Raw genomic sequence first — 16,883 nt, 5'->3', positions numbered from 1 at the left:
TCGCCTCTAGAGATGGAGATGTAGTGGCAGGTAAGGCCCGCGTACACGAGTTGGCCAAGGAACTCGGTGTAACCAGCAAAGAACTCCTTGCAACGCTGAAAGAGCAGGGGGAGTTCGTCAAATCAGCGTCCTCCACTGTGGAGGCCCCGGTCGCCCGGCGACTGCGTGAAACCTTCGGCGGTTCGAAACCCGCCCCGGAGAAGGCCAAGGCGGACGGCAACGGCGCGCCCGCGAAGGCGGCCCCCGAGAAGGCCAAGGCCGCGCCTGAGAAGGCGCCGGCCCCCAAACCTGCCGCACCGGTCGAACCCCCCGCCGCACCCGCGGCACCTGCCGCTGCTGCTGCTGCTGCCGAGACAGCGCCGCCGCAGGCTCCGCCGCCCACCCGGCCCGGTCCGACCCCCGGACCGCGACCCGGTCCGGTGCCCGGCGCGCCCAAGCCGGCGGCCCGCACCCCGCGCGTCGGCAACAACCCATTCTCATCCGCCCAGCCGGTGGAGCGGCCGATTCCCCGTCCGCAAGCACCGCGTCCGGGCGCCCCGCGTCCCGGTGCCCCACGGCCGGGCGCATCACCAGGCAATATGCCGCCGCGTCCCGGCGGATCAGTCGGTCGTCCGCCGCGTCCCGGCGCCCCACGGCCCGGCGGTGGACCCCGTCCGACGCCCGGCGGCCAGGGCCGTCCCGGCGGTGGCGGCGGCGGTAACTACCGCGGCGGCGGTGCCGGTGGCGGCGCCGGAGGCGGTGCGGCTGCCGGAGGTTTCCGCGGTCGTCCCGGTGGTGGCGGTGGCCGTCCCGGGCAGCGCGGTGGCGCCGCAGGTGCATTCGGCCGTCCTGGCGGCGCGCCGAAGCGTGGCCGCAAGTCGAAGCGGGCGAAACGCGCCGAGTACGAGAACATGCAGGCCCCGGTCGTCGGTGGGGTGCGGTTGCCGCACGGCAACGGCGAGACCATCCGGTTGGCCCGCGGCGCGTCGCTGAGCGATTTCGCCGAGAAGATCGACGCCAACCCGGCCGCGCTGGTGCAGGCGCTGTTCAACCTCGGCGAGATGGTGACCGCGACGCAGTCCGTCGGCGACGACACCCTCGAGCTGCTGGGCAGCGAGATGAACTACAAGGTTCAGGTCGTCTCGCCCGAGGACGAGGACCGCGAGCTGCTCGAGTCCTTCGATCTCACCTACGGCGAGGACGAAGGCGGCGAGGAGGATCTGCAGACCCGTCCGCCGGTGGTCACCGTCATGGGCCACGTCGACCACGGCAAGACCCGCCTGCTCGACACCATCCGTCAGGCCAACGTCCGCGAGGGCGAGGCCGGTGGCATCACCCAGCACATCGGTGCCTACCAGGTGGAGGTCGACTTCGACGGCAACAAGCGGCCGATCACCTTCATCGACACCCCGGGTCACGAGGCGTTCACCGCCATGCGTGCCCGCGGCGCGAAGGCCACCGACATCGCGATCCTGGTGGTCGCCGCCGACGATGGCGTGATGCCGCAGACGGTGGAGGCCATCAACCACGCGCAGGCGGCTGACGTGCCGATCGTGGTGGCGGTCAACAAGATTGACAAGGAAGGTGCCGACCCGGCGAAGATCCGCGGGCAGCTCACCGAATACGGTTTGGTGCCAGAGGAATTCGGCGGCGACACCATGTTTGTCGACATTTCGGCCAAGCAGGGCACCAACATTGAGGCGCTGCTCGAGGCCGTCATCCTGACCGCTGACGCCGCGCTGGATCTGCGGGCCAACCCCGATATGGAAGCCCAGGGTGTGGCGATCGAGGCGCACCTGGACCGCGGCCGCGGGCCGGTGGCCACCGTGCTGGTGCAGCGCGGCACGCTGCGGGTCGGCGACTCGGTGGTGGCCGGCGACGCGTACGGCCGCGTCCGACGCATGGTCGACGAACACGGCGAAGACGTCGAGGCGGCCCTGCCGTCGCGGCCGGTGCAGGTCATCGGCTTCACGTCGGTGCCCGGCGCCGGCGACAACTTCCTGGTTGTCGACGAGGACCGCATCGCCCGCCAGATCGCCGACCGGCGCAGCGCGCGCAAGCGCAACGCGATGGCCGCGCGCAGCCGCAAGCGGATCAGCCTCGAGGACCTGGATTCGGCGCTGAAGGAAACCAGCCAGCTGAACCTGATCCTCAAGGGCGACAACGCCGGTACGGTCGAGGCGCTCGAGGAGGCCCTGATGGGCATCCAGGTCGACGACGAAGTCGAACTGCGGGTCATCGACCGCGGCGTCGGCGGTGTCACCGAGACCAACGTCAACCTGGCGTCGGCCTCGGACGCGATCATCATCGGCTTCAACGTGCGCGCCGAGGGCAAGGCCACCGAACTGGCCAACCGCGAGGGTGTGGAGATCCGCTACTACTCGGTGATCTACCAGGCCATCGACGACATCGAGAAGGCCCTCAAGGGCATGCTCAAGCCGATCTACGAGGAACGCGAACTCGGCCGCGCCGAGATCCGGGCCATCTTCCGGAGCTCGAAGGTCGGCAACATCGCGGGCTGCCTCGTCACGTCGGGCATCATGCGGCGTAACGCCAAGGCCCGGCTGCTGCGCGACAACGTGGTGGTGGCCGAGAACCTCACCGTGCAGTCGCTTCGGCGCGAGAAGGACGACGTCACCGAGGTGCGCGACGGCTACGAGTGTGGTCTCACGCTGAGCTACTCCGACATCAAGGAAGGCGACGTCATCGAGACGTACGAGCTCGTCGAAAAGGAGCGGTAACTGTGGCTGATCCGGCACGAGCGCGCCGGTTGGCCAAGCGCATCTCCACCATCGTGGCGTCGGCGATCGAGTACGAGATCAAGGACCCGCGGCTGGCGGGGGTGACGATCACCGACGCGAAGGTGACCAACGACCTGCACGACGCCACGCTGTACTACACGGTGTTGGGCCGGACGCTGGAGGACGAGCCGGACTACGCCGGGGCAGCGGCGGCGCTGGAGAGCGCCAAAGGTGTGCTGCGGACCAAGGTCGGCGCCGGGACCGGCGTGCGATTCACCCCGACTCTGTCGTTCGTTCGCGATACCGTGCCCGATGCGGCACACCGGATGGAAGAACTGCTGGAGCGAGCCCGCGCCGCCGACGCCGATCTGGCGCGGGTTCGACAGGGCGCCAAACATGCCGGCGAGCCGGACCCGTACCGTGTGAGCGGGGCAGAGAACGCAGACAGCGACGCTGAGGACTCCGGTGACGACGATCGACCCGACGACTGAGGCAATTCCGGTGGGCGTGCGCGTCGACGCCCACAAAGCCGCCGAGCTGCTGGCCGCGGCGGAAAGCGTCAGCGTGGTCTGCCATGTCTATCCCGACGCCGACACCATCGGCGCGGGTCTGGGGCTGGCGTTGGTCCTCGATCAAGCGGGTAAGCGTGTGCAGGTGGGTTTCGCCGCACCGGACGCCCTGCCGGAGTCGTTGCAGTCGTTGCCGGGCGGAAACCTGTTGGTGAGTCCCGAGGAGATGCAGCGCGACGCCGATCTCGTTGTCACCGTGGACATTCCGAGCGTCAACCGGCTGGGCGCGCTGCGGGAGCTGGCGGAAAACGGGCGCGACGTGTTGGTGATCGACCACCACGCGTCCAATCAGCTGTTCGGCAGCGCCAACTTCGTCGATCCATCCGCCGATTCCACCACCATGCTGGTCGCCGAGCTGCTCGACGCGTGGGACAAGCCGATCGACGTCGACGTCGCGCACTGTTTGTATGCCGGGCTGACCACCGACACCGGATCGTTTCGCTGGGCCACCGCGCGTGCGCACCGGCTGGCCGCCCGCCTGGTCGAGCTCGGCGTCGACAACGCCTCGATCAGCCGCACCCTGCTGGACACCCACCCGTTCGCGTGGCTGCCGATGCTGTCGCGGGTGCTGGGCAGCGCACGGCTGATCCCCGAGGCCGTCGACGGCAACGGATTGGTGTATGCCGTTGTGCCACATCAGGAATGGGCCACTGCGCGACCGGAGGAAGTCGAAAGCATCGTCGATATCGTGCGCACCACGCAGCAGGCCGAGGTGGCCGCGGTGTTCAAAGAGATCGAGCCGGCGCACTGGTCGGTGTCGATGCGGGCCAAGTCATACGACCTGGCCGCGGTCGCCAGTTCCTTCGGCGGCGGTGGGCATCCGCACGCGGCCGGGTATTCGGCGAACGGCTCGACTGACGAGGTGGTACAGGCGCTGTTGACCGCCCTTGGCTGAGCCAGAAAGCGATCTGCCGGTCGCTCCGGCAACGGGCAGGCGCATCGCCGCCCTGGCCCTTCCGGCGCTGGGTGTGCTGGCCGCCGAGCCCGTCTATCTGCTGTTCGATCTCGCCATCGTCGGCCGTCTCGGTGCGTTGCCGCTGGCCGGGTTGGCCATCGGCGCGTTGATTCTGGCCACCCTCAGCTCGCAGATGACGTTTCTGTCGTATGGCACCACCGCACGCTCCGCGCGCTTCTTCGGCGCAGGCGATCGCGAATCGGCCGTCGGTGAAGGAGTGCAGGCGACGTGGCTCGCGCTGGGCCTGGGCCTGGTCATCGTGGTGGCGGTACAGGTCGCGGCGGTGCCGTTGGTGTCGGTTCTGGCGTCCGGAGGCGACATCGCCGAGGCCGCATTGCCCTGGGTGCGGATCGCGATCGTGGGAGTGCCGGCGATCCTGGTCTCGGCGGCCGGCAACGGCTGGATGCGCGGCGTGCAGGACACCATGCGGCCGCTGCGCTTTGTCGTCATCGGGTTCGGGCTGTCGGCGGTGCTGTGCCCGCTGCTGGTGTACGGGTGGCTCGGTATGCCGAGGATGGGCCTGGCCGGCTCGGCGGTCGCCAACCTGGTCGGCCAGTGGCTGGCCGCGGCATTATTCATCTGGGCCTTGCTTTCTGAGCGGGTGCCATTACGGATCCAGCCCTCGGTGCTGCGGGCGCAGGTGGTGATGGGCCGCGACCTGGTACTGCGGACGATGGCGTTTCAGGCCTGCTTCGTGTCCGCCGGCGCCGTCGCGGCCCGATTCGGCGCGGCGGCGGTCGCCGCCCACCAGGTGGTGCTGCAGCTGTGGAATTTCCTTGCCCTGGTGCTGGATTCGCTGGCGATCGCGGCGCAGTCGCTGGTGGGTGCGGCACTGGGCGCCGGCCAGTTAGCGCATGCCAAGTCGGTGGCATGGCGAGTGACGGCGTTCTCGTTCTTGGCCTCGGGAGTGTTGGCCGTCGTCTTTGCCGTGGGCGCATCGGTGATCCCGACCGTGTTCACCGACGACCGCTCCGTATTGGACGCGATCGTGGTGCCATGGTGGTTCATGGTCGCCCAATTACCCGTTGCGGGAATCGTTTTCGGGCTTGACGGGGTGCTGCTCGGCGCGGGCGATGCGAAGTTCATGCGCAATGCGACGTTGATCAGCGCGCTGGTCGGATTCCTGCCGTTGATCTGGCTGTCGCTGGTATTCGGCTGGGGTCTGCTCGGCATCTGGTCCGGGCTGTCCACATTCATGGTGTTGCGGCTGATCTTCGTTGGCTGGCGCGCGTTCTCGGGACACTGGCTGGTGCCGGGCACGGGCTAGCGCGGCTACTGGCGTAGACCCGCCACCGTCCACACCGCACGCCGGCCCGAACCGTGTGTGCTCACCCGGACGTCCGCCAGGCCAGCGTTGCGGCACAGCGCCGCAAAGGCTTTCGCCTGGGCTTCGGTCCATCCGTGGCTGGCCAGGCCCGTCGCGCCGGGACGTGAGACCCGTTCGATCGCGAGCATGCGGCCTCCGGGGGCCAACACGCGGCGGATCTCGGCGACGCCCTTATCGACGTCTTGCCAGTGGTGCACCGTCGCCAGCGACCACACCACCGTCGCCGTGCCGTCCGGCAGGGGCAGGCTTTCCGCTGTGCCCTCGAGCCAGGTGATGGAGTCCTTCTTACGGGTGAAGGCGCGCGCGACGCGCAACATCGCCGGCGACGGGTCGACGCCCGTGACACGCGCGCCGCGGCGTGCCGCTTCACGCGCGGCGGTGCCCGGACCGCAGCCGATGTCGACGACATGATCGGCCTCCGACACAGCGGCCACATCGACCGCGAGCCGGGCTTTGCGGCGTCCGGCGATCAGCATGACGAGCCCGAAGAACGTACCCGTCACGCCGGCAAAGCCGGGGTGGTCGGCGTGGTGGTTGACGGCGATATCTGGAGCGGTCATGAGTCCACCTTGCCGGTTCAAGTCGGCTTGAAGTCAAATGGCTTGATGGAGCTGATTTCGATCGGCGAGGCCGCGGCCCGTTTCGACATGAGTCCGTCCGCGCTGCGGTATTACGACGAACGCGGTCTGGTGTCTCCACGGGAGCGGCGGGCGGGCCGGCGGATGTACGGACCCGAGGAACTTCGCCGGTTGGCGTTGCTCAAGATCTTCCAGCGGCTGGGCCTGCCACTGGACACGGCCGCCGCCGTGCTCGACGCACCGAGTGAGGACTGGCGTCCGCGCGTGTGTCAGCAGATCGCCGAGCTGGATGAGGTCATCGCCCAGGCGAAGGGCGCCCAGCTGTTCCTGACCCACGCGTTGCACTGTCCGACCGACCATCCGGCCCGCGAATGCGCGACCATGATCGGTGCGCTCGACCGGCTCGTCGACGGGACGCCTGTCGACCAGCTGGCCGCGGAGTTCGCGCCGTAGGTCTGCGGTTCGTCGCGAGATCTGCGTGAGGGTCGTGACGGTCGGCCACTTCACAGCCCTCATGCAGATTTCGGCGTCAGGTCATCGGACTTGGGCGCGGCCCCTTTGTAGAACCGCCTCGCGGTTGGCGGCGATGTCGTCGCCACTGGTGCCGGCCATCCATTCGCGCGCCGACGCGGCCTCGATCCACAGCCCGTCATTCGTCTGCGATTCGTCGATGCGGTGATACGACGCGAGCAGCGCGCGTACCGCCGCCTGGTTATTGCCGACGATCGACGCCGCCACCTGGCGGGCGGTCGGCAACAGTTGCTCATGCGGCACCACCTCGGTGACCAACCCGGCGCGGAGCGCATCGGCGGCCGACAGATAGTCACCGGTGAGGCTCATCCGGCGGGCCATCCCGACGCCGACCTTCTGCGGCAGCCGAACCGACAGCCCCCACGTCGGCAGCAGCCCCACCCGCGCGTGCGTATCGGCGAACTTCGCCTGCTCCGAGGCGATCAGGATGTCGCAGTACAGCGCCAGCTCGAGGCCACCGGTCACGGCCGCGCCGTTGATGGCGCCGATCACCGGTTTGCTCATCGGCGGCCACTTCGGCGAAATGTCCGGCAGCTCGGTCTGGTTGCCGAGTTCTTTGAGGTCGAGTCCCGCGCAGAACACCGGATCAGCGCCGGTGACGATGACGACGTCGACGGCGTCGTCGGCTTGCGCGTCGCGCAGCGCGGCAAAGAACCGGCGGCGCAGCTCCGCCGACAACGCGTTGCGGGCCTGCGGCCGATTCAACGTCAAGGTCCGGATGCGGTCGGCGGTCTCGATGAGCAGGACATCGGCGTCGGTCATGCGATCAACCTATCGTGGAGCCATGTGCCGAAATATCACCGAGCTGCGGGGCCTGCAACCGGCGGCTACCGCCGAGGAGATCGAGGCCGCAGCGCGGCAGTACGTCCGCAAGGTCAGCGGGATCACCCGGCCGTCGGCCGCGAACGTCGACGCCTTCGAGGCCGCGGTCGCCGAGGTCACCGCGACGACGACCCGTCTGCTGGCTGAGCTGCCCGAACGCCGCCAACCGCCCAAGACCGTGCCGCCGCTGCGCCGGCCGGAGGTGCGGGCCCGGCTTGGGATCACGTGACGTCGACGCTCACCACGCCCGCACTCAAGGAGTGGAGCGCGGCGGTGCACGCGCTGCTCGATGGTCGGCAGACGGTGCTGCTGCGCAAGGGCGGCATCCACGAGAAGCGCTTTGAGGTCAGCGCACAGCGCTTCCTGTTGTTCCCGACGGTCGCGCACAGCCACGCCGAACGGGTTCGCCCCGAGCACCGTGACCTGCTCACGGCTTCCGCAGCCGACAGCACCGACGACGCGGTCGTGCTGCGCGCGGGCGCCAGAGTCGTTGCCGCCGTTGAGGTCAACCGCCCCGAGGGCCTGCCCGACATCGAGCCGCTGCACATCTGGACCGCCGAATCGGTGCAAGCGGACCGGCTCGATTTCCGGCCCAAGCACCGGCTCACCGTGCTGGTGGTGCAGGCCAGCCCGTTGGCCGAGCCGTTACGGCTCACTCGCGCACCGGAATACGCCGGCTGCATGAGCTGGGTGCCATTGCCGGTCGATCCGAGGTGGGCAGAACCGGTGCACGATGACGCCACGCTCGCCGACATCGCAGAACGTGTGCGCCGCTCGGTGGGCTGAGCTTGATCAACCAGTTAAGCCCGCCGGCGGCTGCGGACCGGCGGGCAGCACCAGCCGCGATATGCCGCCGTCGCCGTGATGCACAGTGTGCTTCGCCGGAGCAAGCGCCCGCCCTGAGATGGGTGGTTCGCCGGTGCCGAGATTGCGGGCGAACCGCGGATGCGACCCGCCGGCGACCAACAGCCGGATCCGTGATCCAGCGGGGAAGCGGTGCGCGACCGGGTCCAGTTCGATGCGGACCATCCCGGAAGTTGTTGTGAGGCGGCGGAATCCGTCGGTCACATTCACCGAACGGCCCTTGGCGTCCAGCTGGCTGACGCGCACGAACACATCGTTGTACGGGTTGTCGGACTCATGCGCCAGCTCGACGACGGGCGTTCCCACGACATAGAGATCCGACGCGAGTGCTTCGCCGGTGAAGCTGAGTACATCGGGACGTTGCGCCAGCCGAGTGTCGTTGCGGTACCCGCCTTCTGGGGCCAGCAGCCGGCCGCCGACGGTGGGCGTCGGGTCGGCGGGGTTGTAAACAAAGGTCGACGGCGGCGCCGTCGCATCGGGCGGGCTGTCGGCGAGCCGGCCCGCGGGCTGCACGTACAGTTCGCGCTCGGGCATCGCCGGCGGCCAGTCCGGCAGCTCCACCCAACCGGAATTGTTGATGTAGATGCGGACCGCCGCGCGCGTCCAAGCGCGGTCGCCGCCCAGATGCGTGCCGAGCCAGTCCAGCGTCTCGCGGATGACGACCGGTACGGCCTTGGTCATCATCTGCGTGTGATTCCACGGACCCACCGTCAACGCGGTCGGCACACCCCGGCGGTGCAGATGCGCGAACTGCGTCAACGTCTGATCGATGAACAGGTCCTGCCAGCCGCTGATCAACAGCACCGGAACCTGCGCGCGCTCAAGCGCTTCGGGGAACCGCAGCGCATCCCAGAACGGGTCCTCGCGATCGGGATGTTCCAGCCAGGATTCATACCACGGTGCACCCGTACCGAGCAGCGTCCGGCCGGCCTCGCCCAGCGGCAGGCCTGCGGTGGCTTGGGCGACCAGTCGTCGCGCCCGCAACTGACGGATGACCGCCTGCAGCTTGCCGGGATCTTCCTGGTGGACGACCATATCGCTCCAGCCCAGGAAGTCGTTGAGCGAGAAGGCCCCCGAGCCCCACGACGACGCGCTCAAATCGTGCGGGCCGACGGTGATGACGGCGGCCTTCATCTCCGGCGGCGGATCGTCCAGCAGCGCCCACTGCGTGAAGCCCAGATACGACAGCCCGACGGTGCCGAACGAGCCGGTGAACCAGGGCTGCTCGCGCAGCCACGCTACGGTGTCGGCGCCGTCGGCCTTCTCGTGCACCATCGGCGTGAACTCGCCGCCCGAGCCGAACGTGCCGCGCACGCTCTGCACCACCACGTGATAGCCGCGCGACGCGTAGACCGCGCCGAACAACGCGGAGAACGGCCACCGGCGGCCATACGGGCCGCGCACCAACAAGGTGCCGGCCGGCGCGGCGGTGTCCGGTGCATAGTGGTCGGCGACGAGTTCCACCCCGTCGCGCATCGGCACCCGCAGACCTCGGTGCACGGTGAACTTGGTCTTGCGGCCGGGTATCCGGATCAGACGACTGACCGTCTCGGCGGTGGTGGTCACCCCGCCAGACTATGGCTCGATAGCCGGGCTCAGTAGATGTAGTGCGGGGCCAGTTCGTGCGCCCGCTGCAGGTTCACCTGCATGCAGTCCGGGTCGGGCTCGGAGTAGATCGGCGAGTAGAACAGCGACTGCTGGATGACGCCGTAGCTCGTGTCGAAGGCCACCATGCAGGTGATCCACCACCGGTTGTTCCAGTCGGTGGGCTTCATGATCCAGTACTGCGCGGCGCGGTGCCCGGCGATGTCGAGTTCGACGGCGTCGGGCGGAATGGTCTCCTCGTAGGTGCGCCACACGAACGCCTCGACCGTCATCTGGTAGTTGCCTGCGTCGTAGTGACAGCGCAGGCCGTCTTCCGGGGTCGGCGGCGTGTATGCGAGGCCGATCCGCTGGACGACGTCGAGTGGAATGTCGCGGCACGGGTCGAACGGGTCGGGGTCCGTCGTCTCGATCACCGGATACTTGATCGTGGTCGAGGCCTCGGTGATGGGGGCGATCGGCAGGCTGGTGGACCGCAGTTCGACGGGCTCATTGGCCATGCCGGCGGGCGGATTGGTCTGCCACACCACGATCACCGCCGCGACCAGCGCACACAACGCCGACAGCAGGCGAATCTTGGCGGCCATCACACCCCCTCGCACTCGTCGGCCACTGCGGGGAGTGTAGCGGTACCCGCCGCGGCGCCGACGAGGAAACCAGAACGTGTTCTAGTTGGGCTCCGGGGTCCGGCCGGCCGCGCCAGTAGGCTGGTCGGTTGTGGTGACACACCAGCAGCCGCGGGAACGGCGCCCCGTCCTGTGGGCCATCAGCGACCTTCACACAGGTCACACCGGCAACAAGCCGGTCACCGAGTCGCTGTACCCGTCGTCACCCGATGACTGGCTGATCGTCGCCGGCGACGTCGGCGAGCGCACCGACGAGATCCGCTGGGCGCTGGATCTGCTGCGCAAACGGTTCGCCAAGGTGATCTGGGTGCCGGGCAACCACGAGTTGTGGACCACCAACAAAGACCCGATGCAGATCTTCGGCAAGGCGCGCTACGACTACCTGGTCAACATATGCGACGAGATGGGCATCGTCACCCCGGAGCATCCGTTCCCGGTGTGGACCGAAGAGGGTGGGCCCGCGACCATCGTGCCGATGTTCCTGCTGTACGACTACACGTTCTTGCCGGCCGGGGCGACCACCAAGGCCGAAGGGCTGGCGATCGCGCGGGAACGCAACGTGGTCGGCACCGACGAGTTCCTGCTCTCGTCGGAGCCCTACGCCACCCGCGACGCCTGGTGCCGCGACCGCGTGCGCTACACCCGCAAACGCCTCGAGGACCTGGACTGGATGACGCCCACGGTGCTGGTCAACCACTTCCCGCTGGTGCGCGAACCCTGTGAGGCGATGTTCTATCCGGAGTTCTCGCTGTGGTGCGGCACCACCGCGACCGCCGACTGGCACACACGTTACAACGCGGTCTGCTCGGTGTACGGCCACCTGCACATTCCGCGCACCACCTGGTACGACGATGTGCGCTTCGAAGAGGTGTCGGTCGGCTACCCGCGAGAGTGGCGGCGCCGCAAGCCCTATCGGTGGCTGCGCCAGGTGCTGCCCGACCCGAAGTACGCGCCGGGTTACCTCAACGAGTTCGGCGGGCATTTCGAGATCACCCCGGAGATGCGGGCCAACGCGCAGAAGATGCAGGAACGCATCAAGGCCAGGCGATCATGACCAAGCTGCTGACGGAGCTGGTGCCGGCTGTGGTCGCGGCGGCCGAAATGTATGAGGACCCACCGGATTTGGCGCCACTGCCCGAGGAGGAACCGCTGATCGCGCGGTCGGTGGCCAAGCGGCGCAACGAATTCGTCACCGTGCGACACTGCGCGAGGCTGGCGCTGGGCGAGCTGGGTGTTCCGGCGGTGCCGATTCTCAAGGGCGACAAGGGCGAACCGTGCTGGCCCGACGGTGTGGTGGGCAGCCTGACGCACTGCGACGGCTATCGCGGCGCCGTCGTCGGCCGGCGTGACGACGTGCGCTCGGTCGGTATCGACGCCGAACCCCACGACGTCCTCCCTAATGGTGTGCTCGACGCGATCAGCCTGCCCGGCGAGCGATCGGAGATCTCCGCGCTGCCCGCGGGCCTGCACTGGGACCGAATCCTGTTCTGCGCCAAGGAGGCAACGTACAAGGCGTGGTACCCGTTGACGCACCGGTGGCTGGGATTCGAGGACGCGCACATCACCTTCGAGGTCGATCCATCAGGTGACACGGGTCGGTTCGTGTCCAAGGTCCTCATCGACCCGGCCGCCGAATCCGGCCCGCCGCTGACCGCTCTGGAAGGCCGGTGGTCGCTGCGCGACGGGCTGGCGTTGACGGCAATTGTGCTGTGACAGAACCGGGATTGGTCGTCGTCGACAAGCCCGGCGGCATGACAAGCCACGATGTGGTGGGCCGGTGCCGTCGCATCTTCGGCACCCGCAAGGTGGGCCACGCCGGCACGCTCGACCCGATGGCGACCGGTGTGCTCGTGGTCGGCATCGAACGGGCCACCAAGATCCTCGGCCTGCTGACCGCCACCGACAAGTCGTACGCCGCGACCATCCGGCTGGGCCAAACCACGTCGACCGATGACGCCGAAGGCGAACTGCTGCACACGGTTTCGGCGGCCGACGTCACCGACGCACAGATTGCCGATGCGGTGGCGGCACTACGCGGTGAGATCGAGCAGATCCCGTCGGCCGTCAGCGCAGTCAAGATCGGCGGCCAGCGCGCCTACAAACTGGCCCGCGAAGGCCAAACAGTCGAATTGGCCCCGCGCACAGTACGGATCGACCGCTTCGACGTGCGCGACATCCGCCGACACGACGACCTTGTCGACGTTGACGTTGAAGTGGACTGCTCCAGCGGCACCTACATTCGCGCGCTGGCGCGCGACATCGGCGCGGCGCTCGGCGTGGGCGGGCACCTGACCGCATTGCGCCGCACCCGCGTCGGGCAATTCGGTCTCGCGCAAGCCCGCACGCTCGACGAACTGACCGAGGGGCCGCAACTGTCCTACACCCTCGACGAGGCCTGCCTGCTGGCGTTTCCCCGTCGCGACCTCACCGACGACGAGGCCGAGGACACCCGGCACGGCCGGCCGCTGGCACCGGCGGGCATCGACGGCACCTACGCCGCCACCGCACCCGACGGCCACGTCATCGCGCTGCTCAAAGACCAAGGCGCACGCACCAAGTCGGTCGTGGTGCTCCGGCCGGCCACGCTGTAGACCGCTCAGCCCAACTGCGCCGCCGCCTTCTCCAACCCCTGCAGCGCCGGTTCGATGCCGTCGGCCAGATCCGTGATGTCGTTGGCTATCTCGGGGGTGGTGACGAAGCCAAAGTCCATCCATCCGCGGTAGCTGAAACACGTGATGTTCAAACCGATGTCCATCACCAGCGGTCCGATGGGCATGAATCGTTCGACGGCCGCCCCGGCTGCGTAGAGCGGAAGATCCGGGCCGGGAACGTTGGAGACGACGAGGTTGATCGGCGCCACGTTGGCGCCCAGCCTGCTGGTGGTGTAGGCACGCGCGGCGAGCGCCAGCAGACCGGGCGGCGTCGTCTCGGTCAAGCCCATGATCTGGTGCGCGGTCAACGCTTTCGCCATCTCCTTGGCGTCCTGCGTGCAGCGATAGATGGCCTCCAACCGCTCGGCTGGCTCCGCGACGTCGGTGGCCAGGCTGACGGTCATGGACTTGAGCTGGTTGCCGATGTCGGACTTGTCCGTGTGGGTCGACACCGGCACCTGAGCGATCAACGACTTGTCGGGCAGCTCAGCGCGATCCAACAAATAGCTGCGGAGTGCTCCGGATACCAGCGCGAGCACTACGTCGTTGATCTTGACGCCGAACGCGTCTTTGACCGCCTTGACCCGGTCGAGCTCCACCCGGCTGTCACCGATGCGCCGATGCGGCGAAATCGGCGCGTTGAATCGGGTCACCGGCGCGTCGAAATACCGTGGCACTCGGTGGGGGATGCCCCGCACGGCAAGCTGCTGGCGCAGCACCTGTTCGGTGAGCCGCAGCAGCCGATACGGCGTCATCACCGCGACGTTGACCATCGCCCCGATCAGCTGGCGCTCCAAACCGGGTGGCTTCTCGCCTTGTCTCGGCGGCGGCGCCTCGGCGCGACTGACCCGCACCTCGGGCGAGGCGTCGAGCATGATCTCGCTGAGGCCGGCACCCGACACCCCGTCGATCAGTGCATGGTGCATCTTGGCCAGGATCGCCACCCGGCCGTGCTCGACGCCCTCGATGAACCACATCTCCCACAGCGGCTTGGACCGGTCGAGTTTGTAGGACATCAGATGCCCCACAAGCTCATCCAGCTCCGCGCGCCCGCCCGGCGACGGCACCGCGATGCGCCGAACGTGGAAGTCCAAGTCGGGCTCGGCATCCTCGACAAACCACGGCCGGTCCAGTCCCAAGGGTGGGCCGACCACGCGGTAGCGCAGCTGCGGCAACTCGCCGAGCCGGGCGGCCAAAAGATCCCGCACCACGGGGAACCGGAAGTCGGGCGCCGAGGACGCGTCGCAGATCACCAGCGCGCCGATGTGCATGTGCCAGCCGGACGTCTCGGCGAACCAGAACGCCGCGTCGACACTGGACATTCGCCTCATAGCGTCAGCTAAAACCGGTGGTCAGCGCCCAAGGCGGAAATCGATCGGGATTCGGCGCACCGGCCACAACCACACGGGTGGTCGCCTGCGCACACTCGGACGCGGTTGTGATCGGACATGCCGGACCGGTATGCGCACGGGGCCGGGCGTGTCGGCGGGCCGGGCCGCGTGCCGACGGTCCACGCCGGCACGCACGCTTGCATCGCGGTCGTACTCGGCGCGCCGCGCGGGATCGCGAAGCAACCCGTACGCGGCCACCACCCGCTGCAGCCGCTCGTCGTCGGCGGACATCGGATCGGCGGCCGAGGCCCGGGTATCTGGATGAAGGGCACGCAGTTGGTGTCGATAGGCGTGCGCGATCTCGGCCTGGGTCGCCGTCGGCGAAACACCCAGCACCGCGTAGGGATCGAAACGCCTGCTGTCCATGGCCGGTGCTGATTTTGTTATAGCGCGTGCGACCGGCCGCCGCCAGGAAAACTGCTAGCCGACCACCCAGATCGCCTCAGCGGCAGGGCTTCCCAGATCCACGGTGGTGGCGGGGGCGTCCGAGCCCTCCGGGCCCTCGACCGCGACCGAGATCATCCCGGCGAAATCGCGACGGGCCAGCACCCGCAACCGCGAGTCCAGGCTGATGCCGACGCTGTCGAAGTAGCGCAGCATCTCGGGGTCGGCGTCGGAGATGCGGGCCACCGTGCCGGCGTCGCCGTCGTGACAGACCGACAGCTGCCGTGCCGGTGGTGTGGGCACCTGCCCATCGGCGGCGGGAATCGGATCGCCGTGCGGGTCGCGGGTGGGATGGCCCAGCTTGGCGTCGATGCGGTCCAGCATCCGATCCGACACCGCGTGCTCGAGCACCTCGGCCTCGTCGTGCACCTCGTCCCAGCTGTAACCCAGCTCCCGGACCAGAAACGTTTCCATCAGGCGATGCCGGCGCACCATCGCCAGCGCGGCCCGCCGGCCCGCCTCGGTCAGCGTCACGGCGCCGTACTTCTCGTGATTGACCAGCCCTTGGTCCGCGAGCTTGCGGATGGACTCCGACGCGGTGGACGCCGACACGCCGATCCGCTCCGCCAGCATCTTCGTGCTGACCTTCTCCAGCGACCATTCCTGGGCGGTCCAGATGACTTTCAGATAGTCCTGGGCAACCGTCGTCAGGTCGCGAGGGTCACCGTTTGGACTCACATTTAGAAAGTTTAGGCAATCGTCACCTCATCTGGTGGTCTAGAGCAGACCGTCGACACGGCGCGCCGTAGGCTTGCGATCGTGCAGCGCTGGCGGGGGCAGGATGAGATCCCCACGGACTGGGGCCGATGCGTCATCACCATCGGGGTGTTCGACGGTGTGCACCGCGGACATCAGGAGCTGATCAGCCACGCGGTCAAGGCCGGCCGCACGCGCGGGGTGCCGACCGTATTGATGACGTTCGACCCCCACCCGATGGAAGTGGTCTACCCGGGCAGCCATCCCGCGCAGCTGACCACGCTGACGCGTCGCGCCGAACTTGTCGAGGAACTCGGCATCGACGTCTTCCTGGTCATGCCGTTCACCACCGACTTCATGAAGCTCACCCCCGAGCGCTACATCCACGAGTTGCTTGTCGAACATCTGCACGTCGTCGAGGTGGTGGTGGGGGAGAACTTCACCTTCGGCAAGAAGGCGGCCGGAAACGTCGACACCCTGCGTCAAGCCGGGGAGCGATTCGGGTTTGCCGTGCAGGGCATGTCGCTGGTGAGCGAACACCATCAGAACGAGGACATCACCTTTTCCTCCACCTACATCCGGTCCTGCGTGGACGCCGGTGACGTCGTCGCGGCGGCCGAGGCGTTGGGCCGGCCACACCGCGTCGAGGGCGTGGTGGTCCGCGGCGACGGGCGCGGCAAGGTGCTGGGCTTCCCGACGGCCAACGTCGCCCCGCCGATGTACTCGGCGATTCCGGCCGACGGCGTGTACGCCGCGTGGTTCACCGTGCTGGGCCACGGCCCGGTGATGGGCACCGTCGTCCCGGGTGAGCGTTATCAGGCCGCCGTGTCGGTGGGCACCAACCCGACCTTTTCCGGTCGCACCCGCACCGTCGAGGCCTTTGTCCTGGACACCAGCGCCGACCTCTACGGCCAACACGTCGCGGTCGATTTCGTCGCCCGGATCCGCGGCCAGGAGAAGTTCGATTCGGTCGACGACCTCATCGCCGCGATGGGCGGCGACACCGAGCGCGCCCGCACGATTCTGTCGGCGCAATAGCGCGATTTCGCAGCTCATCCACTCCGCTGCTAGACTTCCTGCCGACCCGGCGTGCGCTGCAGTTCGCGG

The 16,883-nt window shown here is 68.3% G+C and carries 18 protein-coding genes; 11 read left to right on the top strand and 7 right to left on the bottom strand.

The genetic code is table 11. The annotated features are described in order from the left end of the window. Positions 1 to 23: 23 nt before the first annotated feature. Genes infB through CWS39_RS13560 form a run of 4 tightly spaced genes read left to right on the top strand, consistent with a single transcriptional unit; the run spans position 24 to position 5,511 of the window. On the top strand, positions 24 to 2,720 hold the full coding sequence (gene infB / locus CWS39_RS13575; RefSeq protein ID WP_102143450.1) for a translation initiation factor IF-2: 2,697 nt from the start codon (positions 24 to 26) through the stop codon (positions 2,718 to 2,720). Positions 2,721 to 2,722: 2 nt separating this feature from the next. Then, positions 2,723 to 3,211, top strand: a complete 489-nt coding sequence (gene rbfA / locus CWS39_RS13570; RefSeq protein ID WP_102143449.1) for a 30S ribosome-binding factor RbfA — start codon at positions 2,723 to 2,725, stop codon at positions 3,209 to 3,211. After that, complete coding sequence (locus CWS39_RS13565) at positions 3,186 to 4,184, top strand: DHH family phosphoesterase (RefSeq protein WP_102143448.1); 999 nt, start codon at positions 3,186 to 3,188, stop codon at positions 4,182 to 4,184. The genes rbfA and CWS39_RS13565 overlap by 26 nt, the downstream gene beginning before the upstream one ends. A 13-nt stretch (positions 4,185 to 4,197) precedes the next feature. After that, positions 4,198 to 5,511, top strand: a complete 1,314-nt coding sequence (locus CWS39_RS13560; RefSeq protein ID WP_233213507.1) for an MATE family efflux transporter — start codon at positions 4,198 to 4,200, stop codon at positions 5,509 to 5,511. 5 nt (positions 5,512 to 5,516) lie between these two features. On the opposite strand, the gene CWS39_RS13555 is transcribed toward CWS39_RS13560, so the two are convergent. Then, positions 5,517 to 6,131 (bottom strand): class I SAM-dependent methyltransferase, encoded by a 615-nt coding sequence (locus tag CWS39_RS13555; RefSeq protein ID WP_102143446.1) that lies wholly within the window; start codon positions 6,129 to 6,131, stop codon positions 5,517 to 5,519. A 45-nt stretch (positions 6,132 to 6,176) separates the two neighbouring features. Between CWS39_RS13555 and CWS39_RS13550 the strand changes: the two genes are divergently transcribed. Beyond that, positions 6,177 to 6,602: a MerR family transcriptional regulator gene (locus tag CWS39_RS13550; RefSeq protein ID WP_102143445.1), complete on the top strand. Its 426-nt coding sequence runs from the start codon at positions 6,177 to 6,179 to the stop codon at positions 6,600 to 6,602. A gap of 81 nt (positions 6,603 to 6,683) precedes the next feature. Here CWS39_RS13550 and CWS39_RS13545 read toward each other — a convergent pair whose 3' ends face one another. Further along, positions 6,684 to 7,442, bottom strand: a complete 759-nt coding sequence (locus tag CWS39_RS13545) for an enoyl-CoA hydratase (protein WP_102143444.1) — start codon at positions 7,440 to 7,442, stop codon at positions 6,684 to 6,686. Positions 7,443 to 7,464: 22 nt separating this feature from the next. On the opposite strand from CWS39_RS13545, the gene CWS39_RS13540 reads away from it, so the two are divergent. Then, on the top strand, positions 7,465 to 7,731 hold the full coding sequence (locus tag CWS39_RS13540; RefSeq protein ID WP_102143443.1) for a DUF2277 domain-containing protein: 267 nt from the start codon (positions 7,465 to 7,467) through the stop codon (positions 7,729 to 7,731). Next, positions 7,728 to 8,288 carry a DUF1802 family protein gene (locus tag CWS39_RS13535; protein ID WP_102143442.1) on the top strand — a complete coding sequence of 187 codons (561 nt, stop codon included), beginning with the start codon at positions 7,728 to 7,730 and terminating at the stop codon, positions 8,286 to 8,288. The genes CWS39_RS13540 and CWS39_RS13535 overlap by 4 nt, the downstream gene beginning before the upstream one ends. 6 nt (positions 8,289 to 8,294) lie before the next feature. Here the strand turns inward: CWS39_RS13535 and CWS39_RS13530 are convergent, their stop codons facing one another. Beyond that, positions 8,295 to 9,932, bottom strand: coding sequence for a CocE/NonD family hydrolase (locus CWS39_RS13530; protein WP_233213503.1), 1,638 nt, complete (start codon positions 9,930 to 9,932; stop codon positions 8,295 to 8,297). Positions 9,933 to 9,961: 29 nt separating this feature from the next. After that, positions 9,962 to 10,555, bottom strand: coding sequence for a DUF3558 domain-containing protein (locus CWS39_RS13525; protein WP_102143441.1), 594 nt, complete (start codon positions 10,553 to 10,555; stop codon positions 9,962 to 9,964). A 130-nt stretch (positions 10,556 to 10,685) separates the two neighbouring features. Here CWS39_RS13525 and CWS39_RS13520 point away from each other — a divergent pair, with 130 nt between their 5' ends. The 3 genes from CWS39_RS13520 to truB are packed head-to-tail and all read left to right on the top strand — an operon-like array spanning position 10,686 to position 13,185. Further along, positions 10,686 to 11,648: a metallophosphoesterase family protein gene (locus CWS39_RS13520; RefSeq protein ID WP_102143440.1), complete on the top strand. Its 963-nt coding sequence runs from the start codon at positions 10,686 to 10,688 to the stop codon at positions 11,646 to 11,648. Beyond that, on the top strand, positions 11,645 to 12,307 hold the full coding sequence (gene pptT, locus CWS39_RS13515) for a 4'-phosphopantetheinyl transferase PptT (RefSeq protein ID WP_199178105.1): 663 nt from the start codon (positions 11,645 to 11,647) through the stop codon (positions 12,305 to 12,307). Before CWS39_RS13520 ends, pptT begins: the two co-directional genes overlap by 4 nt. Continuing rightward, on the top strand, positions 12,304 to 13,185 hold the full coding sequence (gene truB, locus CWS39_RS13510) for a tRNA pseudouridine(55) synthase TruB (protein WP_102143439.1): 882 nt from the start codon (positions 12,304 to 12,306) through the stop codon (positions 13,183 to 13,185). Before pptT ends, truB begins: the two co-directional genes overlap by 4 nt. A gap of 5 nt (positions 13,186 to 13,190) precedes the next feature. On the opposite strand, the gene CWS39_RS13505 is transcribed toward truB, so the two are convergent. Genes CWS39_RS13505 through mntR form a run of 3 tightly spaced genes read right to left on the bottom strand, consistent with a single transcriptional unit; the run spans position 13,191 to position 15,758 of the window. After that, positions 13,191 to 14,576 (bottom strand): WS/DGAT/MGAT family O-acyltransferase, encoded by a 1,386-nt coding sequence (locus CWS39_RS13505; protein ID WP_102143438.1) that lies wholly within the window; start codon positions 14,574 to 14,576, stop codon positions 13,191 to 13,193. Between the two features lie 21 nt (positions 14,577 to 14,597). Then, positions 14,598 to 15,002 carry a J domain-containing protein gene (locus tag CWS39_RS13500; RefSeq protein ID WP_102143437.1) on the bottom strand — a complete coding sequence of 135 codons (405 nt, stop codon included), beginning with the start codon at positions 15,000 to 15,002 and terminating at the stop codon, positions 14,598 to 14,600. A gap of 54 nt (positions 15,003 to 15,056) precedes the next feature. Next, on the bottom strand, positions 15,057 to 15,758 hold the full coding sequence (gene mntR / locus CWS39_RS13495) for a manganese-binding transcriptional regulator MntR (protein WP_102143436.1): 702 nt from the start codon (positions 15,756 to 15,758) through the stop codon (positions 15,057 to 15,059). 81 nt (positions 15,759 to 15,839) lie between these two features. Here mntR and CWS39_RS13490 point away from each other — a divergent pair, with 81 nt between their 5' ends. Continuing rightward, entirely contained in the window at positions 15,840 to 16,814 is a 975-nt protein-coding gene (locus tag CWS39_RS13490; protein ID WP_102143435.1) for a bifunctional riboflavin kinase/FAD synthetase, read from the top strand. Positions 16,815 to 16,883 lie beyond the last annotated feature (69 nt).

Source organism: Mycobacterium hubeiense (assembly GCF_002838065.1).
In the GTDB taxonomy this organism is placed as follows: domain Bacteria; phylum Actinomycetota; class Actinomycetes; order Mycobacteriales; family Mycobacteriaceae; genus Mycobacterium; species Mycobacterium hubeiense.
Note: the sequence above shows the minus strand (reverse complement) of the source record. Positions and strands in the feature narration are given on the sequence as shown.

Bases quoted from the DNA above. Each gene is read 5' to 3' on its own strand.
- CWS39_RS13555 (WP_102143446.1), bottom strand. From the start codon at position 6,131: ATGACCGCTCCAGATATCGCCGTCAACCACCACGCCGACCACCCCGGC.
- CWS39_RS13550 (WP_102143445.1), top strand. From the start codon at position 6,177: ATGGAGCTGATTTCGATCGGCGAGGCCGCGGCCCGTTTCGACATGAGT.
- CWS39_RS13545 (WP_102143444.1), bottom strand. From the start codon at position 7,442: ATGACCGACGCCGATGTCCTGCTCATCGAGACCGCCGACCGCATCCGG.
- CWS39_RS13540 (WP_102143443.1), top strand. From the start codon at position 7,465: ATGTGCCGAAATATCACCGAGCTGCGGGGCCTGCAACCGGCGGCTACC.
- CWS39_RS13525 (WP_102143441.1), bottom strand. From the start codon at position 10,555: ATGGCCGCCAAGATTCGCCTGCTGTCGGCGTTGTGTGCGCTGGTCGCG.
- pptT (WP_199178105.1), top strand. From the start codon at position 11,645: ATGACCAAGCTGCTGACGGAGCTGGTGCCGGCTGTGGTCGCGGCGGCC.
- CWS39_RS13505 (WP_102143438.1), bottom strand. From the start codon at position 14,576: ATGAGGCGAATGTCCAGTGTCGACGCGGCGTTCTGGTTCGCCGAGACG.
- CWS39_RS13500 (WP_102143437.1), bottom strand. From the start codon at position 15,002: ATGGACAGCAGGCGTTTCGATCCCTACGCGGTGCTGGGTGTTTCGCCG.